Origin of the sequence: Streptomyces sp. NPDC050619 (assembly GCF_040654815.1) — a bacterium.
Taxonomy (GTDB): domain Bacteria; phylum Actinomycetota; class Actinomycetes; order Streptomycetales; family Streptomycetaceae; genus Streptomyces.
This window is the reverse complement of the sequence record NZ_JBFAIR010000003.1, coordinates 247,635-261,335: the sequence shown is the minus strand read 5'-3', so window position 1 is coordinate 261,335 and position 13,701 is coordinate 247,635. Positions and strand designations below refer to the sequence as shown.

Annotated in this window: 16 protein-coding genes and 2 pseudogenes; 12 read left to right on the top strand and 6 right to left on the bottom strand. The window is 70.8% G+C overall.

The annotated features are described in order from the left end of the window. Positions 1–2 precede the first annotated feature (2 nt). The 5 genes from AB0I77_RS07155 (at position 3) to AB0I77_RS07135 (ending at position 4,746) form a co-directional block, all read left to right on the top strand. The gene (locus AB0I77_RS07155) at positions 3–683 is read left to right on the top strand and encodes an SRPBCC family protein (RefSeq protein WP_363281371.1); all 681 of its coding nucleotides are present in this window, start codon (positions 3–5) and stop codon (positions 681–683) included. Continuing rightward, positions 680–1,342, top strand: coding sequence for an isochorismatase family protein (locus AB0I77_RS07150; RefSeq protein WP_363281370.1), 663 nt, complete (start codon positions 680–682; stop codon positions 1,340–1,342). The genes AB0I77_RS07155 and AB0I77_RS07150 overlap by 4 nt, the downstream gene beginning before the upstream one ends. After that, entirely contained in the window at positions 1,339–2,199 is an 861-nt protein-coding gene (locus AB0I77_RS07145) for an alpha/beta hydrolase (RefSeq protein WP_363281369.1), read from the top strand. The genes AB0I77_RS07150 and AB0I77_RS07145 overlap by 4 nt, the downstream gene beginning before the upstream one ends. Positions 2,200–2,342: 143 nt before the next feature. Beyond that, positions 2,343–2,825 carry a MarR family winged helix-turn-helix transcriptional regulator gene (locus AB0I77_RS07140; RefSeq protein ID WP_363281368.1) on the top strand — a complete coding sequence of 161 codons (483 nt, stop codon included), beginning with the start codon at positions 2,343–2,345 and terminating at the stop codon, positions 2,823–2,825. Positions 2,826–3,174: 349 nt separating this feature from the next. Then, the gene (locus AB0I77_RS07135; protein WP_363281367.1) at positions 3,175–4,746 is read left to right on the top strand and encodes an MFS transporter; all 1,572 of its coding nucleotides are present in this window, start codon (positions 3,175–3,177) and stop codon (positions 4,744–4,746) included. Here the strand turns inward: AB0I77_RS07135 and AB0I77_RS07130 are convergent. Together AB0I77_RS07130 and AB0I77_RS07125 are read right to left on the bottom strand one after the other, a co-directional pair. Continuing rightward, a complete protein-coding gene (locus AB0I77_RS07130; protein WP_363281366.1) occupies positions 4,703–5,881 on the bottom strand; it encodes an acyl-CoA dehydrogenase family protein in 1,179 nt (392 codons plus the stop codon). The genes AB0I77_RS07135 and AB0I77_RS07130 overlap by 44 nt on opposite strands. Before the next feature lie 117 nt (positions 5,882–5,998). Beyond that, positions 5,999–6,373 carry a four-helix bundle copper-binding protein gene (locus AB0I77_RS07125; RefSeq protein WP_363281365.1) on the bottom strand — a complete coding sequence of 125 codons (375 nt, stop codon included), beginning with the start codon at positions 6,371–6,373 and terminating at the stop codon, positions 5,999–6,001. Positions 6,374–6,507: 134 nt separating this feature from the next. Here AB0I77_RS07125 and AB0I77_RS07120 point away from each other — a divergent pair, with 134 nt between their 5' ends. The 4 genes and pseudogenes from AB0I77_RS07120 to AB0I77_RS07105 all read left to right on the top strand — a co-directional run. Then, positions 6,508–6,912, top strand: coding sequence for a ChaB family protein (locus AB0I77_RS07120; RefSeq protein WP_363281364.1), 405 nt, complete (start codon positions 6,508–6,510; stop codon positions 6,910–6,912). A 37-nt stretch (positions 6,913–6,949) separates the two neighbouring features. Continuing rightward, positions 6,950–7,315, top strand: a complete 366-nt coding sequence (locus AB0I77_RS07115) for a DUF6479 family protein (protein WP_363281363.1) — start codon at positions 6,950–6,952, stop codon at positions 7,313–7,315. Between the two features lie 57 nt (positions 7,316–7,372). Next, positions 7,373–7,723 (top strand): hypothetical protein, encoded by a 351-nt coding sequence (locus tag AB0I77_RS07110; RefSeq protein WP_363281361.1) that lies wholly within the window; start codon positions 7,373–7,375, stop codon positions 7,721–7,723. Positions 7,724–7,765: 42 nt separating this feature from the next. Continuing rightward, positions 7,766–8,338: pseudogene (locus AB0I77_RS07105) on the top strand (cytochrome b); the annotation flags it as partial. Here AB0I77_RS07105 and AB0I77_RS07100 read toward each other — a convergent pair. Next, a pseudogene (locus AB0I77_RS07100) lies at positions 8,338–8,721 on the bottom strand (cbb3-type cytochrome c oxidase subunit I); the annotation flags it as partial. The pseudogenes AB0I77_RS07105 and AB0I77_RS07100 overlap by 1 nt on opposite strands. Before the next feature lie 40 nt (positions 8,722–8,761). After that, the gene (locus AB0I77_RS07095) at positions 8,762–10,495 is read right to left on the bottom strand and encodes a glycoside hydrolase family 15 protein (RefSeq protein WP_363281360.1); all 1,734 of its coding nucleotides are present in this window, start codon (positions 10,493–10,495) and stop codon (positions 8,762–8,764) included. 206 nt (positions 10,496–10,701) lie between these two features. Here AB0I77_RS07095 and AB0I77_RS07090 point away from each other — a divergent pair, with 206 nt between their 5' ends. Then, a complete protein-coding gene (locus tag AB0I77_RS07090; RefSeq protein ID WP_363281359.1) occupies positions 10,702–11,118 on the top strand; it encodes a GNAT family N-acetyltransferase in 417 nt (138 codons plus the stop codon). On the opposite strand, the gene AB0I77_RS07085 is transcribed toward AB0I77_RS07090, so the two are convergent. After that, a complete protein-coding gene (locus AB0I77_RS07085; RefSeq protein WP_363281608.1) occupies positions 11,057–11,230 on the bottom strand; it encodes a hypothetical protein in 174 nt (57 codons plus the stop codon). The two genes, AB0I77_RS07090 and AB0I77_RS07085, sit on opposite strands and share 62 nt — an antisense overlap. Before the next feature lie 125 nt (positions 11,231–11,355). Between AB0I77_RS07085 and AB0I77_RS07080 the strand changes: the two genes are divergently transcribed. Further along, positions 11,356–11,937, top strand: a complete 582-nt coding sequence (locus AB0I77_RS07080; RefSeq protein WP_363281358.1) for a hypothetical protein — start codon at positions 11,356–11,358, stop codon at positions 11,935–11,937. A 33-nt stretch (positions 11,938–11,970) separates the two neighbouring features. Continuing rightward, entirely contained in the window at positions 11,971–12,360 is a 390-nt protein-coding gene (locus AB0I77_RS07075; protein ID WP_363281357.1) for a hypothetical protein, read from the top strand. A 33-nt stretch (positions 12,361–12,393) separates the two neighbouring features. Here AB0I77_RS07075 and AB0I77_RS07070 read toward each other — a convergent pair whose 3' ends face one another. After that, on the bottom strand, positions 12,394–13,620 hold the full coding sequence (locus AB0I77_RS07070; RefSeq protein WP_363281356.1) for a cytochrome P450: 1,227 nt from the start codon (positions 13,618–13,620) through the stop codon (positions 12,394–12,396). Positions 13,621–13,701: the final 81 nt, after the last annotated feature.

Genomic DNA, 13,701 nt, shown 5'->3' with positions numbered 1-13,701 from the left:
CCATGCGGCTCACCAATACGGTGCTGGTCGAAGCCTCCCCGGACGAGGTCTTCGCCCTGATGAACGACGTCGAACGAGTCGCCTCCTGCATGCCGGGCGCCGCGCTCGACGGGCAGGACGGCGACGCCTGGCGGGGGAAGGTGAAGATCCGGGTGGGTCCCATCAGCGCCTCCTACGCCGGCACCGTACGGTTCCTGGAGGTCGATGCCGAGCGGCGGCGGCTGCGGGCGCAGGCCAGAGGCGCCGACATCCACGGCAGTGGGGACGCGGAGGCCGAGGTCCGTCTCGAAGTGCTCGCGGCGCCCGAGGGAGCACTGCTCCAGCTCTCCACGGACCTGGTGATCCGCGGCAAGATCGTCCAGTTCGGCAAGGGGGCGATCGTCACGGTGTCGGACCGGATCCTTCAGCAGTTCGCGCGGAACCTGGGAAGCCTGCTGGACCGGGACCGGGACCAGGACCAGGACCAGGTCACCGGGACCGTCCTGCCCGAGGCTCCCGCCGCGGCGCGGCCTGCCCTCGCACAGAATCCCGACCTCGACGGCCTGGCGATGCTGCTCGGCCCTTCGGCCGCGAAGTACGGCCTGGTGGCCGGGGCGTTCGCGTTCGGCCTCCTCGAAGGCTGGCTGCTGGGCCGGCTCGGCGCCCAGGCGCGGGAGCTGCGGACCCTGCGGAGGACGTCATGAGCGGCGAGGCGCGGTACGGGCAGGAGACCGAGCGGACCTACCAGCGGGCGGGATTCGGCGCGTCCGTGCGCCGCGGCGGCCGACCCGCCGTCCTCGTGGTGGACCTCACCCGCGGTTTCACCGAGGCGGCTTTCCCCACGGGGGCCGATCTCACCGACGTGGTCGAAGCCACGGGCGAGTTGATCGCGGCGGCGCGTCCGGCCGGGGTGCCGGTCGTGTTCACCACGATCGCCTACACACCGGCCGAGGCGACGGGCTCCGCCGTCACCTGGCTGGACAAGGTTCCGGGCATGCGGAGCATGGTCGAGGGCAGCGAGGGGGTCGCACTCGATCCGCGGCTGCCGCGGACACCGGAGGACCACCTGATCGTGAAGAAGGGTGCCTCCGCGTTCTTCGGCACCTCCCTGGCCGCCCTGCTGACCGGGGCCGGCTGCGACACGCTGCTGGTGTGCGGGGCGACGACGAGCGGCTGCGTACGGGCCACCGCCGTGGACGCCGTGCAGTGCGGGTTCCCGGTGCTGGTGCCTCGGGAGTGCGTCGGGGACCGGGCGCAGGGGCCGCACGAGGCGAACCTCTTCGACATCCACGCCAAGTACGGCGACGTGATCGTCCTCAAGGACGCCGTCTCGTATCTCGACGGACTACGGAGGACCTCATGACCGCGCCCACGCCTCCGCCCACCCGGTTGCTGGCGCACCCCGCGCTCGCCGATCTCGCCGACGTTCCCGCCACCAGTCGCTGGGTGCGTTCGGGTGCCACACGTCTGCACGTCCTGGACTACGGGGGTGACGGCGTCCCGCTCGTCGTGCTGCCCGGCATCACCAGCCCCGCCGTCACGATGGACTTCGTGGCGCGCGAACTGACCAGTCTCGTACGGCCGTTGGTCGTCGACGTCCGCGGGCGCGGGCTGTCCGACGGCGGCGGCTCGTACGGACTGGAGGAGTACGCCGAGGACACCGAGGCCGTCGTCACGGGCCTCGGGCTCGACCGGCCGGTCCTCTTCGGGCACTCCATGGGCGCGCGGATCGCGGCCGTGACCGCCGTCCGGGCGAAGGTGGGGCTACGGGGCACGGTGCTGGGCGATCCGCCGATGAGCGGTCCCGGCCGCGGGCCCTATCCCACACCGCTGGCCGCGTTCCTGGACCAGCTGGCCCAGGCGCGGCGCGGCACCGACGCGGACGAGGTGGCCCGGTCCTGGCCGCGCTGGCCGCGCCGTGAGCGGGAGCTGCGGGCGCGCTGGCTGGCGAGCTGCGACACGGAGGCCGTCTCCGCCACGCATCGCGGCTTCGAGAGCGAGGACTTCTTCGACTGGTGGCCCTCCGTGCCCGGTCCCACGGCGCTGCTGTACGGCGCGGACAGTCCCGTCGTCACCGCGCAGGGCGCCGCGGAGGCGGCTGGGCTGCTGCCTTCGGCCGTACTGACCAAGATCCCGGACGCCGGCCACATGCTGTTCTGGGACAACCCGCCCGCCGCGCTCGCGGCGCTGCGTGAGGCGCTGCGTCCGATGCTGACCTGACGGAGGAGCGCGAGTTCCCGGAGGCGCGGGACCGACCGTCGTACCGGCTACCGATCCGACCGTCGTACCGGCTACCGATCCGACTGCCGACGGGCTACCGACCGACTGCCGGTCCGATCAAATGCCGTGCTTAAGTGAGCTCCATGGGTGACGAAACCGCAACCACGACGTCCACGCCTCCCGGGCCGCCCCCCGCACTCACCGCCGCGCCCGGCTACCAGGTCCGCCGCCTCTACCAGGCGTATCTCGCGGTCTGGATCCGTGCCGTCGACCCGACGCTCACCGGGCCGCAGTTCGCGGTGCTCCAGGCCGTGGAGTCGGCCCCGGGGCACGACCAGCGGTCGATGGCGTCGGCGGTCGCCCTGGACACGTCGACGATGGCGGACGTCGCCCGGCGGCTGGAGAACCGGGGCCTGATCGTCCGCAGGACGGCGGCGGACGACGGCCGGCGCAAGCTGCTCCATCTGACCGAGGAGGGCAAGCGGACCCTCCATGACGCGAACCTCCGCGCCCGGCAGCTGGACGAACGGCTTCTCGCACCGTTCGGACCGGAGCGGCGCGAAGAGATCATGCGTCTGCTCACCTCCCTCGCCGACCACTGGGAGGGGCTGGGCGAGGACTCCTGACCCCGCCGCGGTGCAAGACGACGGCGGGGCAGACAGGGGCACCACCCGGGCGCGCGGCAGCCGGAGCGCACCCCTGCTGCCGATCAGCGAACAGATGCGCAGGCAGCCCGACCGCCGTCTCCTCAGGGCATGAAATCCGCCCAATCGCAACCCTCCGTAAGTCATGAAACCCTTCGACTCGCAAATTCGCCAGAGGGCACAAATTTGCTCGGTCCGCAAACCCCGCAGAGGGCATATGGCCTGTTCAGCCGCAACAGTCTTGACAAGAAACTCTGAGCTTGACGGCGTCGTGGAGTTTGCTTATGGTCCAGTCGTTCAGGTGCCCGCCGATCGATATCCGAAGGTGTCCATGACCGCGCCTCCAACGTTGCCGAAGTTCAGGCAGCAGTTAATTCTTGCCGTTCTTATGTTGTGTTCGCTGATGATCTGGCTGGACAATACCGTCCTGAGTACTACGCTCGAGACCCTTGCAGACCCGGTCCGTGGACTGGGGGCCAATCCCGGTCAGCTGCAATGGGCGACCGGTTCGTACACTCTGGCCTTCGCCACATTGATGTTCACTGCGGGCGCATTGGGCGATCGGTTCGGTCACCGGACTGTGTTTTCCAGCGGGTTGGTTATTTTCGCCGGGTCCTCGCTGTGGGCGGCGTACGCAAGCGATGCGGGCCAGCTGATTGCGGCTCGAGCTGCGATGGGGGTGGGCAGCGCGCTGATCACGCCCGCCATGATGGCCATCCTTATGTGGACCTTTACTGGCCCCGCGCGGGCTGCCGCGATCGGCATTTTCTCGACGTCGGCCGGTGTCGGAATGGCTGCCGGCCCGGTGCTGGCGGGGTTCCTGCTCGATCATTTCTGGTGGGGCTCGGTCTTTCTGATCAATGTCCCGGTCGCGGCATTGGCGTTGATCGGGCTCGCCGTGCTGGTTCCGAATTTCCGCAGCCCCACTCTGCGACCACTGGACCCCGCTGGAATGTTGCTGTCGGTCAGTGGGCTCGTGGCGTTGGCCTACGGGCTGATCCGTGCGGGGCAGGTGGCTGTGTGGAGTCGTACCGACGTCTGGGCGCCGATCGTTGTCGGTCTGGTTCTGCTGGCCCTTTTCGTACTCGTCGAACTGCGTGTCAAGGTGCCCAGCTTTGATCCGCGACTGTTCGTGCAACGCACATTCGGTGGCGGCAATGTGGCGCTCGGATTGCTGCTCTTCGGTGTGGCCGCCATTACCTTCTACAACGCCTTCTACCTGCAAGGCGCGCTCGGATTTTCGCCGATGAAGGCGGGTTTGGCCAATATCCCGACCGCACTCGGCGCGCTCGCGGGGGCGCCCCTTGCCTCGCGCCTGGTTCGCCGCCTGTCGCTACGCCTTGTCACGGTGCCGGCGCTGACCTTGGCCGCGCTGACCATGGGCGGGTACGGGTTCCTCGGACTCCAAACGCCACTCGTCGGGATCGAGATCCTGTTGTTGATACAGGGTCTCTCGATCGGCATGGTGATCGGCCCGGTTACGGCCGCATTGATCAGCAACCTGCCGTTGGAACAGGCCGGTGCAGGATCGGCCGTCACCAACACCGTGCGGCAAACCGGCAGTGTGATCGGAATCGCAGTAGGCGGCACGATCATGTCGATCGTGTACCGACGGGCGATCGAACCGTCGCTGGAGGGTGCACCCGGTCCGGTGCAGGATCAGGCGCGAGTCTCCGCCGAACAGGCCCGCCACGTCGCCACCGCTATCCACCGGCCCGCTCTTGCTCAGGCTGCCGATCATGCGTTTATCCATGCTATGCACGTCGGCGCGGGCTGGATCGCGGTCATCGCACTCCTCGGAGCAGCTGTGCTGCTGATCACCTTGCCTGCTGCCGGAAAGAAGAAGGGTCACAACCCAGCTAACGCCGCACCCTCGGCATCCCCAGCCCGATCCACGAGATGATCTCCCGCTGGATCTCGTTGTTGCCGCCGCCGAAGGTGAAGATCACCGCCGAGCGGTAGCCGCGTTCCAGTTCGCCGTGCAGCACCGCGCCCGCCGAGCCCTCCTTCAGGGCGCCCGCGGCTGCGACGATCTCCATGAGCCATGCGTAGGCGTCCCGGCGGGCCTCGGAGCCGTACACCTTGACAGCGGAGGCGTCCTGCGGGGTGAGGGTGCCATCCTCGACGGCGCCCACCATCCGCCAGTTGAGGAGCTTGAGCGCGTCCAGGCGGGTGTGGGTGCGGGCCAGTAGGCGGCGGACCCAGGACAGGTCGACCACGCGGCGGCCGTCGGCGAGTTTGGTCTCCATGGCCCAGCGCTGCACGTCGTGCAGGGCGCGGATCGCCATGGTGCCGTGCGCGGCGAGGGTGACCCGCTCGTGGTTGAGCTGGTTGGTGATCAGGCGCCAGCCCCGGTTCTCCTCACCGACCCGGTGGTCGACGGGGACGCGGACGTTCTCGTAGTAGCCGGCCGTGGTGTCGTGCGAGGCGAGCGTGTTGATGACGGTGCAGGAGTAGCCGGGGGCGGAGGTCGGCATCAGGAGCATGGTGATGCCCTTGTGCGGCGGGGCGTCGGGGTCGGTACGGACCGCGAGCCAGACCCAGTCGGCCGTGTCGCCGTTGGTGGTCCAGATCTTCTGGCCGTTGACGACGTACGAGTCGCCGTCCCGCACGGCGCGCGTCTTCAGGGAGGCCAGGTCGGTGCCGGCGTCGGGCTCGCTGTAGCCGATCGCGAAATCGATCTCGCCGGTGAGGATCCTCGGCAGGAAGTACGCCTTCTGCTCGTCCGTGCCGTACCGCATGATCGTCGGGCCGACGGTGTTCAGCGCCATCAGCGGCAGCGGGACGCCGGCCTGGGCGGCCTCGTCGAAGAAGATGAACTGCTCCATCGCCGTCAGGCCCCGCCCGCCGTACTCCTTCGGCCAGCCCACGCCGAGCCAGCCGTCGGTGCCCAGGCGGCGGATGGTGTCGCGGTAGAAGCGTTTCTGGGCCGCGCGGTCGGTGAACCGGGCGTGGGCGTTGTCCGGCACCAACTCGGCGAAATAGGTGCGTAGTTCGGTGCGCAGCCGCTGCTGTTCGGGCGTGTGATCGAGATGCACGGCGCCTCCAGGCTCCCAAGGCCGGTCCTGACGGCGCACACCGTAGAACGTGTTTCAGAAATTGGGAATGGGCATGCGAAAGCCCATGGACCGTGCACAGCCTGCCCCCGCGACCACTCAGGCCAGCGTCGCGATGAAGCCCGAGCACGCCTGCGCGCACTCCCGGCACGCCTTCGCGCTGTCCTCCGCGCTCGGGTGCCGGTCGAAGACGTGCGCGCTCTCCAGGCAGACCGACCGGCACCACTCCAGCTGGACGCGGATGCCGGCTTCGTCGAGCCGGTTCTGCTCGGAGAGCACCCGGCAGGTCGCGTCGCACACCTCCGCGCACATGATGCCCTTGCGTCGTACGAGTTCCTGCTCCTCGGTCCCGTCCGGATCCACGAGGCTCGCGCGCAGGGCGCACGCCCGCGCACATTCGGTGCACGCCTGGGCGCACGCGAACCTGTCTTCCAGGAACCGGAAGAGCTCCTCCTGGGATGTCGTCGATGTCACACCGCGCGGGTAGCCGGAGCCGACCACGTCAAACCCGGTGCGCCCAGGGTTTCCGCCGGATTTTCCCCACCCGCGCCGGGAACCCGGGCGGCGTCCGCGCACCACAGCGGACCACGACGGACGGAGGTGGACCCGTGCCCGCACGAGAAGAGCTGCCGTCGACCCTGGAGCGTTCCGCCAACGACGCCCAGCGCACCTGGATCAAGGCGCACGACTCTGCGGTGGAGCAGTACGGCGAGGGCGAGCGCGCCCACCGGGTGGCGTACGGCGCGCTCAAGCACAAGTACGAGAAGGTCGCCGACCACGGGGAGCGCAAGGAAGGCGTTCGCAAGGGCCCTTCGGACCCGCGGTCGGCACGGCCCCGGGGACGCGGCGGGCGCAGTGGCGAGGGTGTCGACGAGAGCGCCTCGAAGAAGCATCTGTACGACGTCGCGAAGCACCTGGGCATCGACGGCCGGTCGCGGATGACCAAGGGAGAACTGCTCGACGCGGTCCGCAAGGCCAACCGCTCTCAGACACGGGCGTCCCGCTCGGGGTGAGTCGGTTCACCGGCACGGCCAGGGGTACTCGCGTCCCATGAATGCCTCATGGATGGACATCGCCGCAGGTCGGGGCGGGCTCGGCGTCGGCCTGGCCGTGGCGGGTGTGGTGGTCGTGGCGGTGCTGATGGGTGCCTTCTGGCTGGGTGTCCGCGTCAAGCGGCGTGAGCCGCCCCCGCCGGTCCCCGAGGAGCAGCCACGGATGCCGGAGGGCGGCCCGGTCCGCGAGGTCATGGAGAACCGTGAGCCCGACGAGGTGCCCCGAGGCCGTCAGCGCCTGACACCGCACCAGTTGCCCGGCCACGGCAACGCGGGAACCCGGACCGGCCCGTCGAAGGAACGGCCCCGCTGGGACGAGGGCAGCAGCGGTTCCTTCGGCAGCGGCGGGCCGGGCGGTCGCTGAGCACCTCGCAACGGGACCACCGCAGACGGGACCATCGAACAGAGGGAAGTGAGAGCCATGGCCGACTCCGGTCGCACCGCCCTGCCGCTGCCCGACTACGACCACCTGCCGATCGGCGGCCTGGAGAGCCGCGTGCGGTCGCTGACCGCGCCGGAGGTCGAGGAGCTGCTGGCGTACGAGCGGACGCACGCCGACCGCCGCCCGGTGACCGAAGTGCTGACGGCACGCCTGGAGCAGTTGGAGGCGGGTGCCGAGCCGACGTCCGGGGACCCCGGCGCGCTGCGCCCGGAACAGGCCGAGGGCCACACCGGCTCCCCGGTGTCGCCCACGACCGCGTCGCAGCCCTTCAGCCCGCCGCCGCACGGCACCCCTGATCAGCGGGGCAAGCCGAAGGGTGATCGCACGTAGCTGTTTCCGGCACGGGCGCCAGGGCACCCGTGCGCGGCGCTGCTGAGAAGGAGAAGGGCCCGGGCCGGCGCCCGGGCCCGAAACGCGACGGAGCGCACCGCCGACTGGGTGGACGGCCGGCTGCCGGTGACGCTGTTCTTCCACCCGTCCATGACGGAGGTCGTCTACGACGGCTCCTACCGTCCGCCGGCCGGGGTGCGCATGTCTCAGGCGTACCGCTCGACGCTGCACATCGGCTTCGACGTGCGCGGCGGTCTGCTGATCCGGCAGCTCCACCACTGGGCCGCGCTGGTGTTCCTCGCCGCGATCGGCGCGCATCTGCTGCGGGTCTTCTTCACGGGCGCGTTCCGCCGGCCCCGCGAGGTCAACTGGGTGATCGGGGTGACGCTGTTCACGCTGGCGCTCGCCGAGGGCTTCGCGGGCTACTCCCTGCCGGACGACCTGTTGTCGGGCACGGGCCTGAGGATCGCGCAGGGCATCATGCTGTCGATCCCGGTGGCGGGGACGTACCTCAGCATGTTCGCCTTCGGCGGCGAGTTCCCCGGGCACGACATGGTCCCGCGCCTGTACTCCCTGCACATCCTGCTGCTCCCCGGGCTGCTGCTCGCCCTGGTGATGAGGTTGACCGCGCCGAGCGTGGTGCTGACTCCGGTCACCACCAGGCCCATGGTCCACAGGTCACCGCCCGCGCCGGGGCTGCGGACCGCGCTGTTGAGCTACGACAGCGCGTTGAGTCTGGGGAACGCGACGTCCGGGGCGCCGATCTGCAACGGCATGACCGCGTTGGCGGACCCGGCGAACAGCAGCATCATGACCGTGCCGTGGATCGTGAACAGCTGGTTGTACTACTGCGTGCTGAACAACTGGAGCCCAGGACGGGCGAGTTCGGCCCGCATCAGCAGCGCGAGGACACCGCCGAACAGGAAGAAGGAGAAGGCGGTCGCCAGGTAGAGGTCGCCGATCGTCTTGTGTTCGGTCGTCGTCGCCCAGCGCAGCAATCCACCGCCATGCGCGCGCCAGTACCCGGAGCCGGAGGGGTCAGTCGCCGAGGCGTGCCGCCGTCTCCAGGAGCAGGGCGTGCACGAAGGCCTGCGGGAGGTTGCCGCGCAGTTGGCGCTGGGCGAGGTCGAACTCCTCGGCGTACAGGCCCGATGCGCCGCAGGCGCCGCGGTTGCGTTCGAACCAGCGGTACGCCTCGACGGTCCGGCCCTGCTGGTGTTCGGCGAGCGCCATGACGAACCCGCACAGCAGGAAGGCGCCCTCGGCGTCCTCCAGCGGGCGGTCGTCGTGCCGGAAGCGGTAGATGAGGTAGTCCTCGGCCAGTTCCCGGCGGCAGGCGGCGAGCGTGGCGCGGGTGCGCACGTCACCGGCGGACAGCGCGCCGCGCACGGCGGGCAGCAACAGGGCGGCGTCCACCGCCGGATCGTCGGGGGTGCGCTGCCAGTGTCCGTCGGGGTGCACGCTGCTGCGCGCGGTGGCGCCGAGGATCATGTCGGCCAGGCGGGTGCAGGTCAGCGCCGGCGGGCGGCGGGGCGCGGCGTCGGCCACGGCCCGCAGGCCGGCGACGCAGATGAGCCTGCTGTGGGTCCACAGCCGGCTGTTCAACTCCCAGATGCCGGCGTCCGGTTCACGCCAGCGTTCGCCGATCGCGCGCACGGCGAGGTCGACCGCTTGCCAGTGGTGCTCGTCGAGCCGCCCAAGGCGCGCGGCGGCGGCGAACAGCAGCAGCGCCTCGCCGAAGCAGTCGAGCTGGAACTGTTCGCGCACCTGGTTGCCGACGCGGTCGAAGCCGCCCGGGTAGCCGGGCAGTTCGAGGTCGCGCTGATCGGGGACGGGGCTGCCGTGCACGGTGTAGGCGGGGGCCAGCCGGGGCCCGTCGGTGTGCAGCCGGGCGGCGACGAAGCCGACGGCGGCGTCCAGGAGGTCGTAGGCACCGGCGGCGGCCGCGGCCTGCCCGGCGAAGCTCTGGTCGCGGATCCACACGTACCGGTAGTCGTAGTTGCGGCCTTCCTCGGCACGCTCGGGCAGGCTGGTGGTGGCGGACGCGACCATGCCGCCCTCGTGCGTGGTCAGGCCGCGCAGCACGGCGTACGCCCGGCGCGCGTCCCCCACGGCGACGGTGTTCTCGAGCGGGGGCACCGCCCGCCGCCAGGCGGCCTCGGTGGCGGCCCAGGCCTGTTCGGCGCGCGGGAGCTCGCGGGGCAGTGCGCAGGCGGCGCACTCCAGGACCAGGTCGTGCCGCTCGCCGGGCTTGAGCACGATGTCGGCGGTCAGACCCTGATCGGCGGCCACGGCGTGCGGGCCGCCCTGCCAGCGCAGGCGGTGGTTGCCGGTGCGCAGCTCCCACACCCCGTCGTCGCCGTGCCGGACGGAGGTGACCGGCTCGCCGCCGTAGCCTCCGTGCGGGTCGAGGACGACGGAGAACCGGGCGGGTCCGTCGACGGCCCGCAGCTGCCGCAGCAGGACGAGACGGTCGGGCTCGCCCGGGAAGGCCAGGGTCTCCCGGCACTCCACGATGCCGTCGTCGGTGACCCACCGGCTGCGCCAGATCAGCGTGCCTTCCTCGTAGTAGCCGCCGAAGACGTGCCGGACTGCAGGGGTGACGGCGTAGACGCCGGCGCCGCCGACGAGGGTGGCGAAGACCGATTCGTCGTGCCAGGTGGGCGAGCACAGCCAGCCGATGGCGCCGTCGGGTCCGATCAGCGCGCCGCGCTCGCCGTCGGCCAGCAGCGCGTAGTCGTGCAGCGCGTGGGGCGGGAAGGCTGTGCGCATGTGTGCCGTCCTCCCGTCCCCGCCGGTCGTCGGTTCGTGGACGTACGAGTACCCAGAGATGGCGGGCAATGGGGCTTGGGCGGCCTGTGCGGGTCTTGACCACGAGTTGGAGTTGACTTCACGGATCCGCCACAGGTTCGCCATAGTGTTCTCAGGGTTGCCGCTCCGAAGACGCAGCGGTGGTGGTACTGAGGGGCGAGCCGCACATGAACGGAATCACTGCTTCGGGTCGGGACTCCGCGACCGAGTTAGTGCTGTTGGAGGGGCCGGACACGCTCATCGGGCGGCTGCGCTTCCGCACCTGCGTGGCGTGCCGGACGGGGCGGATCCTGGATGTCTGGGTCCTCGAAACCTGGCAGCGCCAGGGCCTCGGGCGTGAACTCGTGCATGGTTTACTCGCCCGCTTTCCGGACCACCGGTGGAGCACCACGTCGCAGACGCGCGAGGGGCGGGCCTTCTTCGCGGCGATGACCAGGGAGACGTCGATTCCCTTTCCTCATCGCGGCCCGCTGTGTACTCATCTCTCAGGCCGCATGGCGCGCGCTTGGCACGCCCTGGCGGTCACGGGGCGGTCAGCGCGCCCGACGCGCCGAGGAGCTCGTGCGGGAGGTGCGAGGCGGTGATCACGCCCAGCAGGCGCGTGCCCCCTTGCGCCCGCCCGCCCGGCCCGGCCTTCACCTGCTCCGCGACCGCCAGGTCACGAGCACGCTCGACCGGCTCCCATCCGCTGAGCATCTCCCTGCCCCAGCGTCGTACACGTGCGGTGCTCCGGCCAGGACATTGACGGGAAACATACGCGACGCCGTCGTCGGGCGCACACTGGAGATGTGCTGTCGGTGCTCACAAGGGGGTGTCGGCCGATGGCGGCGTCACGGCGTACGAGGGTGCGGTTGTGGCGGTGGCGGCGTAGCCCGCTGAGGCGGCGCAGCGACGTCATCGAAGCCTGGATCGTGCTCGCCGGGTGGCTGTTCGCCCTGGTGGGTGCCCTGATCGCGGGCCAGGCGACGGCGGCCGCGGTGGAGCGGGCAGCGGAACAACAGCGGGCGCACGGTCGCGAGGTCTCGGCCGTCCTGGTCGAGGACGCGAAGGACCGGGTGTCCGAGCGGGTGCCGACCGATTACCGGGTGTCGGCCAAGGTCCGCTGGACCGCCCCGGACGGCACGACGCACACGGACAAGGCGCGGGTGCCCGCCAAGACCCGGGCCGGCAGCACGGTCACCGTGTGGACGGACCGGAACGACAACATCACGACCAAGCCCCTGAGCGCCGCGGAGACCAGGCTGCACGCGATCTCGGGAGGCGTGCTGGCGGCGATGGGTGCGGGCGGGGCGACCCTGGGCGCCGCCTGGGTGGTACGTCTGCAGCTGGACCGACGGCGTATGGCGCAGTGGGCCGAGGAGTGGGAGCGGATCGACACTCGGTGGGGGTGGAAGACAGGCTGATTCCCTCGAAATGACCGGATCGGGAGGTGTCCCATGACCCGCGGCCAGCGCTTTCACCTCGACCGGGACGGCCATTCGGTCACGGTGCAGACGGGCGCGCCATCAGCCGCGGTCGAGCTCCTCGTCGACGGCAAAGTGGTCGCCTCGCACAAGAGGCGCGGCAAGGACGTCACGGTACTGGCGGCGGAACTGCCCGGCGATCCGCCGCATCCCTTCACGGTCCGCCTCGACCGGCCGAAAGAGGCCCGGGACCTCCCCGTCTGTGTCATGGAAGCGGACGGCGTCCGCACCCCCGTGCCCTACGCGCCGCTCACCGCTCGACACGCACCGCCCCGGACCGCCGGCTCCGAGGTGCGTCCCCTGCGATGGCTGCGCCGACTCGTACGCCGACGGTCGCGGCACGTGCGCCGGCACCGCCGTTAGCCGATCGACGCCTCCCCCCGCCGCGTCCCCGCGTCACGCGCTCTTCAGCGCCAACGGCAGTGAGCTGATCCCGCTGAGGAAGTTGGAGTAGACGGGCCGCGCCGGGCCGGTCCGCTCCATCTCCGCCACCTGGTCGCGCAGTCCCGCCAGTACGGCCCCGATCTCGGCCCGCGCCAGGTAGGCGCCGAGGCAGAAGTGCGGGCCGTGGGCGAAGGTGATGTGCCGGTTGGGGGTGCGGTCCAGGCGCAGTCGGTCCGGGGCGTCGAAGACCAGTTCGTCGTGGTTGGCGGAGGCGTTCCACACGGTGACGATGTCCCCGGCGGCGATCGGGCGGCCCCCGACCTCGGTGTCGGTGGTCGCGGTGCGTCCCGAGTGCAGGGCGGGGGTCGTCCAGCGGAGCATCTCCTCGACGGCGGTGTCGATTCCGGCGTCGCCCCGTTTGAGCGCCTGCCACTGGTCGGGGTGGTCCAGGAGGGCGAGGGCGGCGCCGACCATGGACAGCCGGGCGGTCTCGTCGCCGCCGAGGATCAGGCTGTAGCAGTTGAGCATGATCTCGTCGTCGTCGAGCGGCAGCCCGTTCACGCGGCTGCCCGCGAGGAGCGCGATGACGTCCGCGTGAGGGCCCTCGCGCCGGTCGCGGGCGAGGCCCGCGAAGTAGAGCAGGATCTCGCTCTTGGCGATCCACGTGTCGGCCGCCGTACTGTCCGCCTCGTGCGAGCCCAGCGCCGACGAGGTCAGGCTGAGCACGTGGGCCCGGTCGCTGTCGGGCACGCCGAGCAGGTCGCAGATGGCGCCGAGCGGGATCCCCGCCGCCACGTCGGCGGCGAAGTCGCAGTCGCCCTTCTCGATCGCGTCCCGCAGCAGCCGTTCCACCGTGCGCCGCACGCTCGCGACGATCGGTTCCAGGGCCCTTGGCGTGAAGGCGGACATCAGGATGCGGCGCAGCCCGGTGTGCCGCTCCCCGTCGGTGATCGCGAGCATGCGGCCGGCCGCGGAGTCGCCGCCGGCGAGCAGGGTCTCCAGGACGTTGCCACCCTCGGAGGTGAAGCGGGTGCTGTCGCGGTACACGGAGGTGACGTCGGCGTGCCGGGTCACCGCCCAGAAGCCGGGGGCCGAGCCGGTCGGCGGGTTCCAGTGGACCGGGTCGTGCCGCCTCAGGTGGCGCCACACGGCGGACAGGTCGTTTTCGGCGTGCAGCCGCGGATCGGCCAGGTTCAGTGTGTCGAGCTCGTCCGGGGCGATCGTCCGCCGCGTGGTCATCGCGTTTCCCTCTCGTGTTCCGCTACCTCGTGTTCCGCTACCTCGTGTTCCGCTACCTCGTGTTCCGCTACCTCGTGTTCC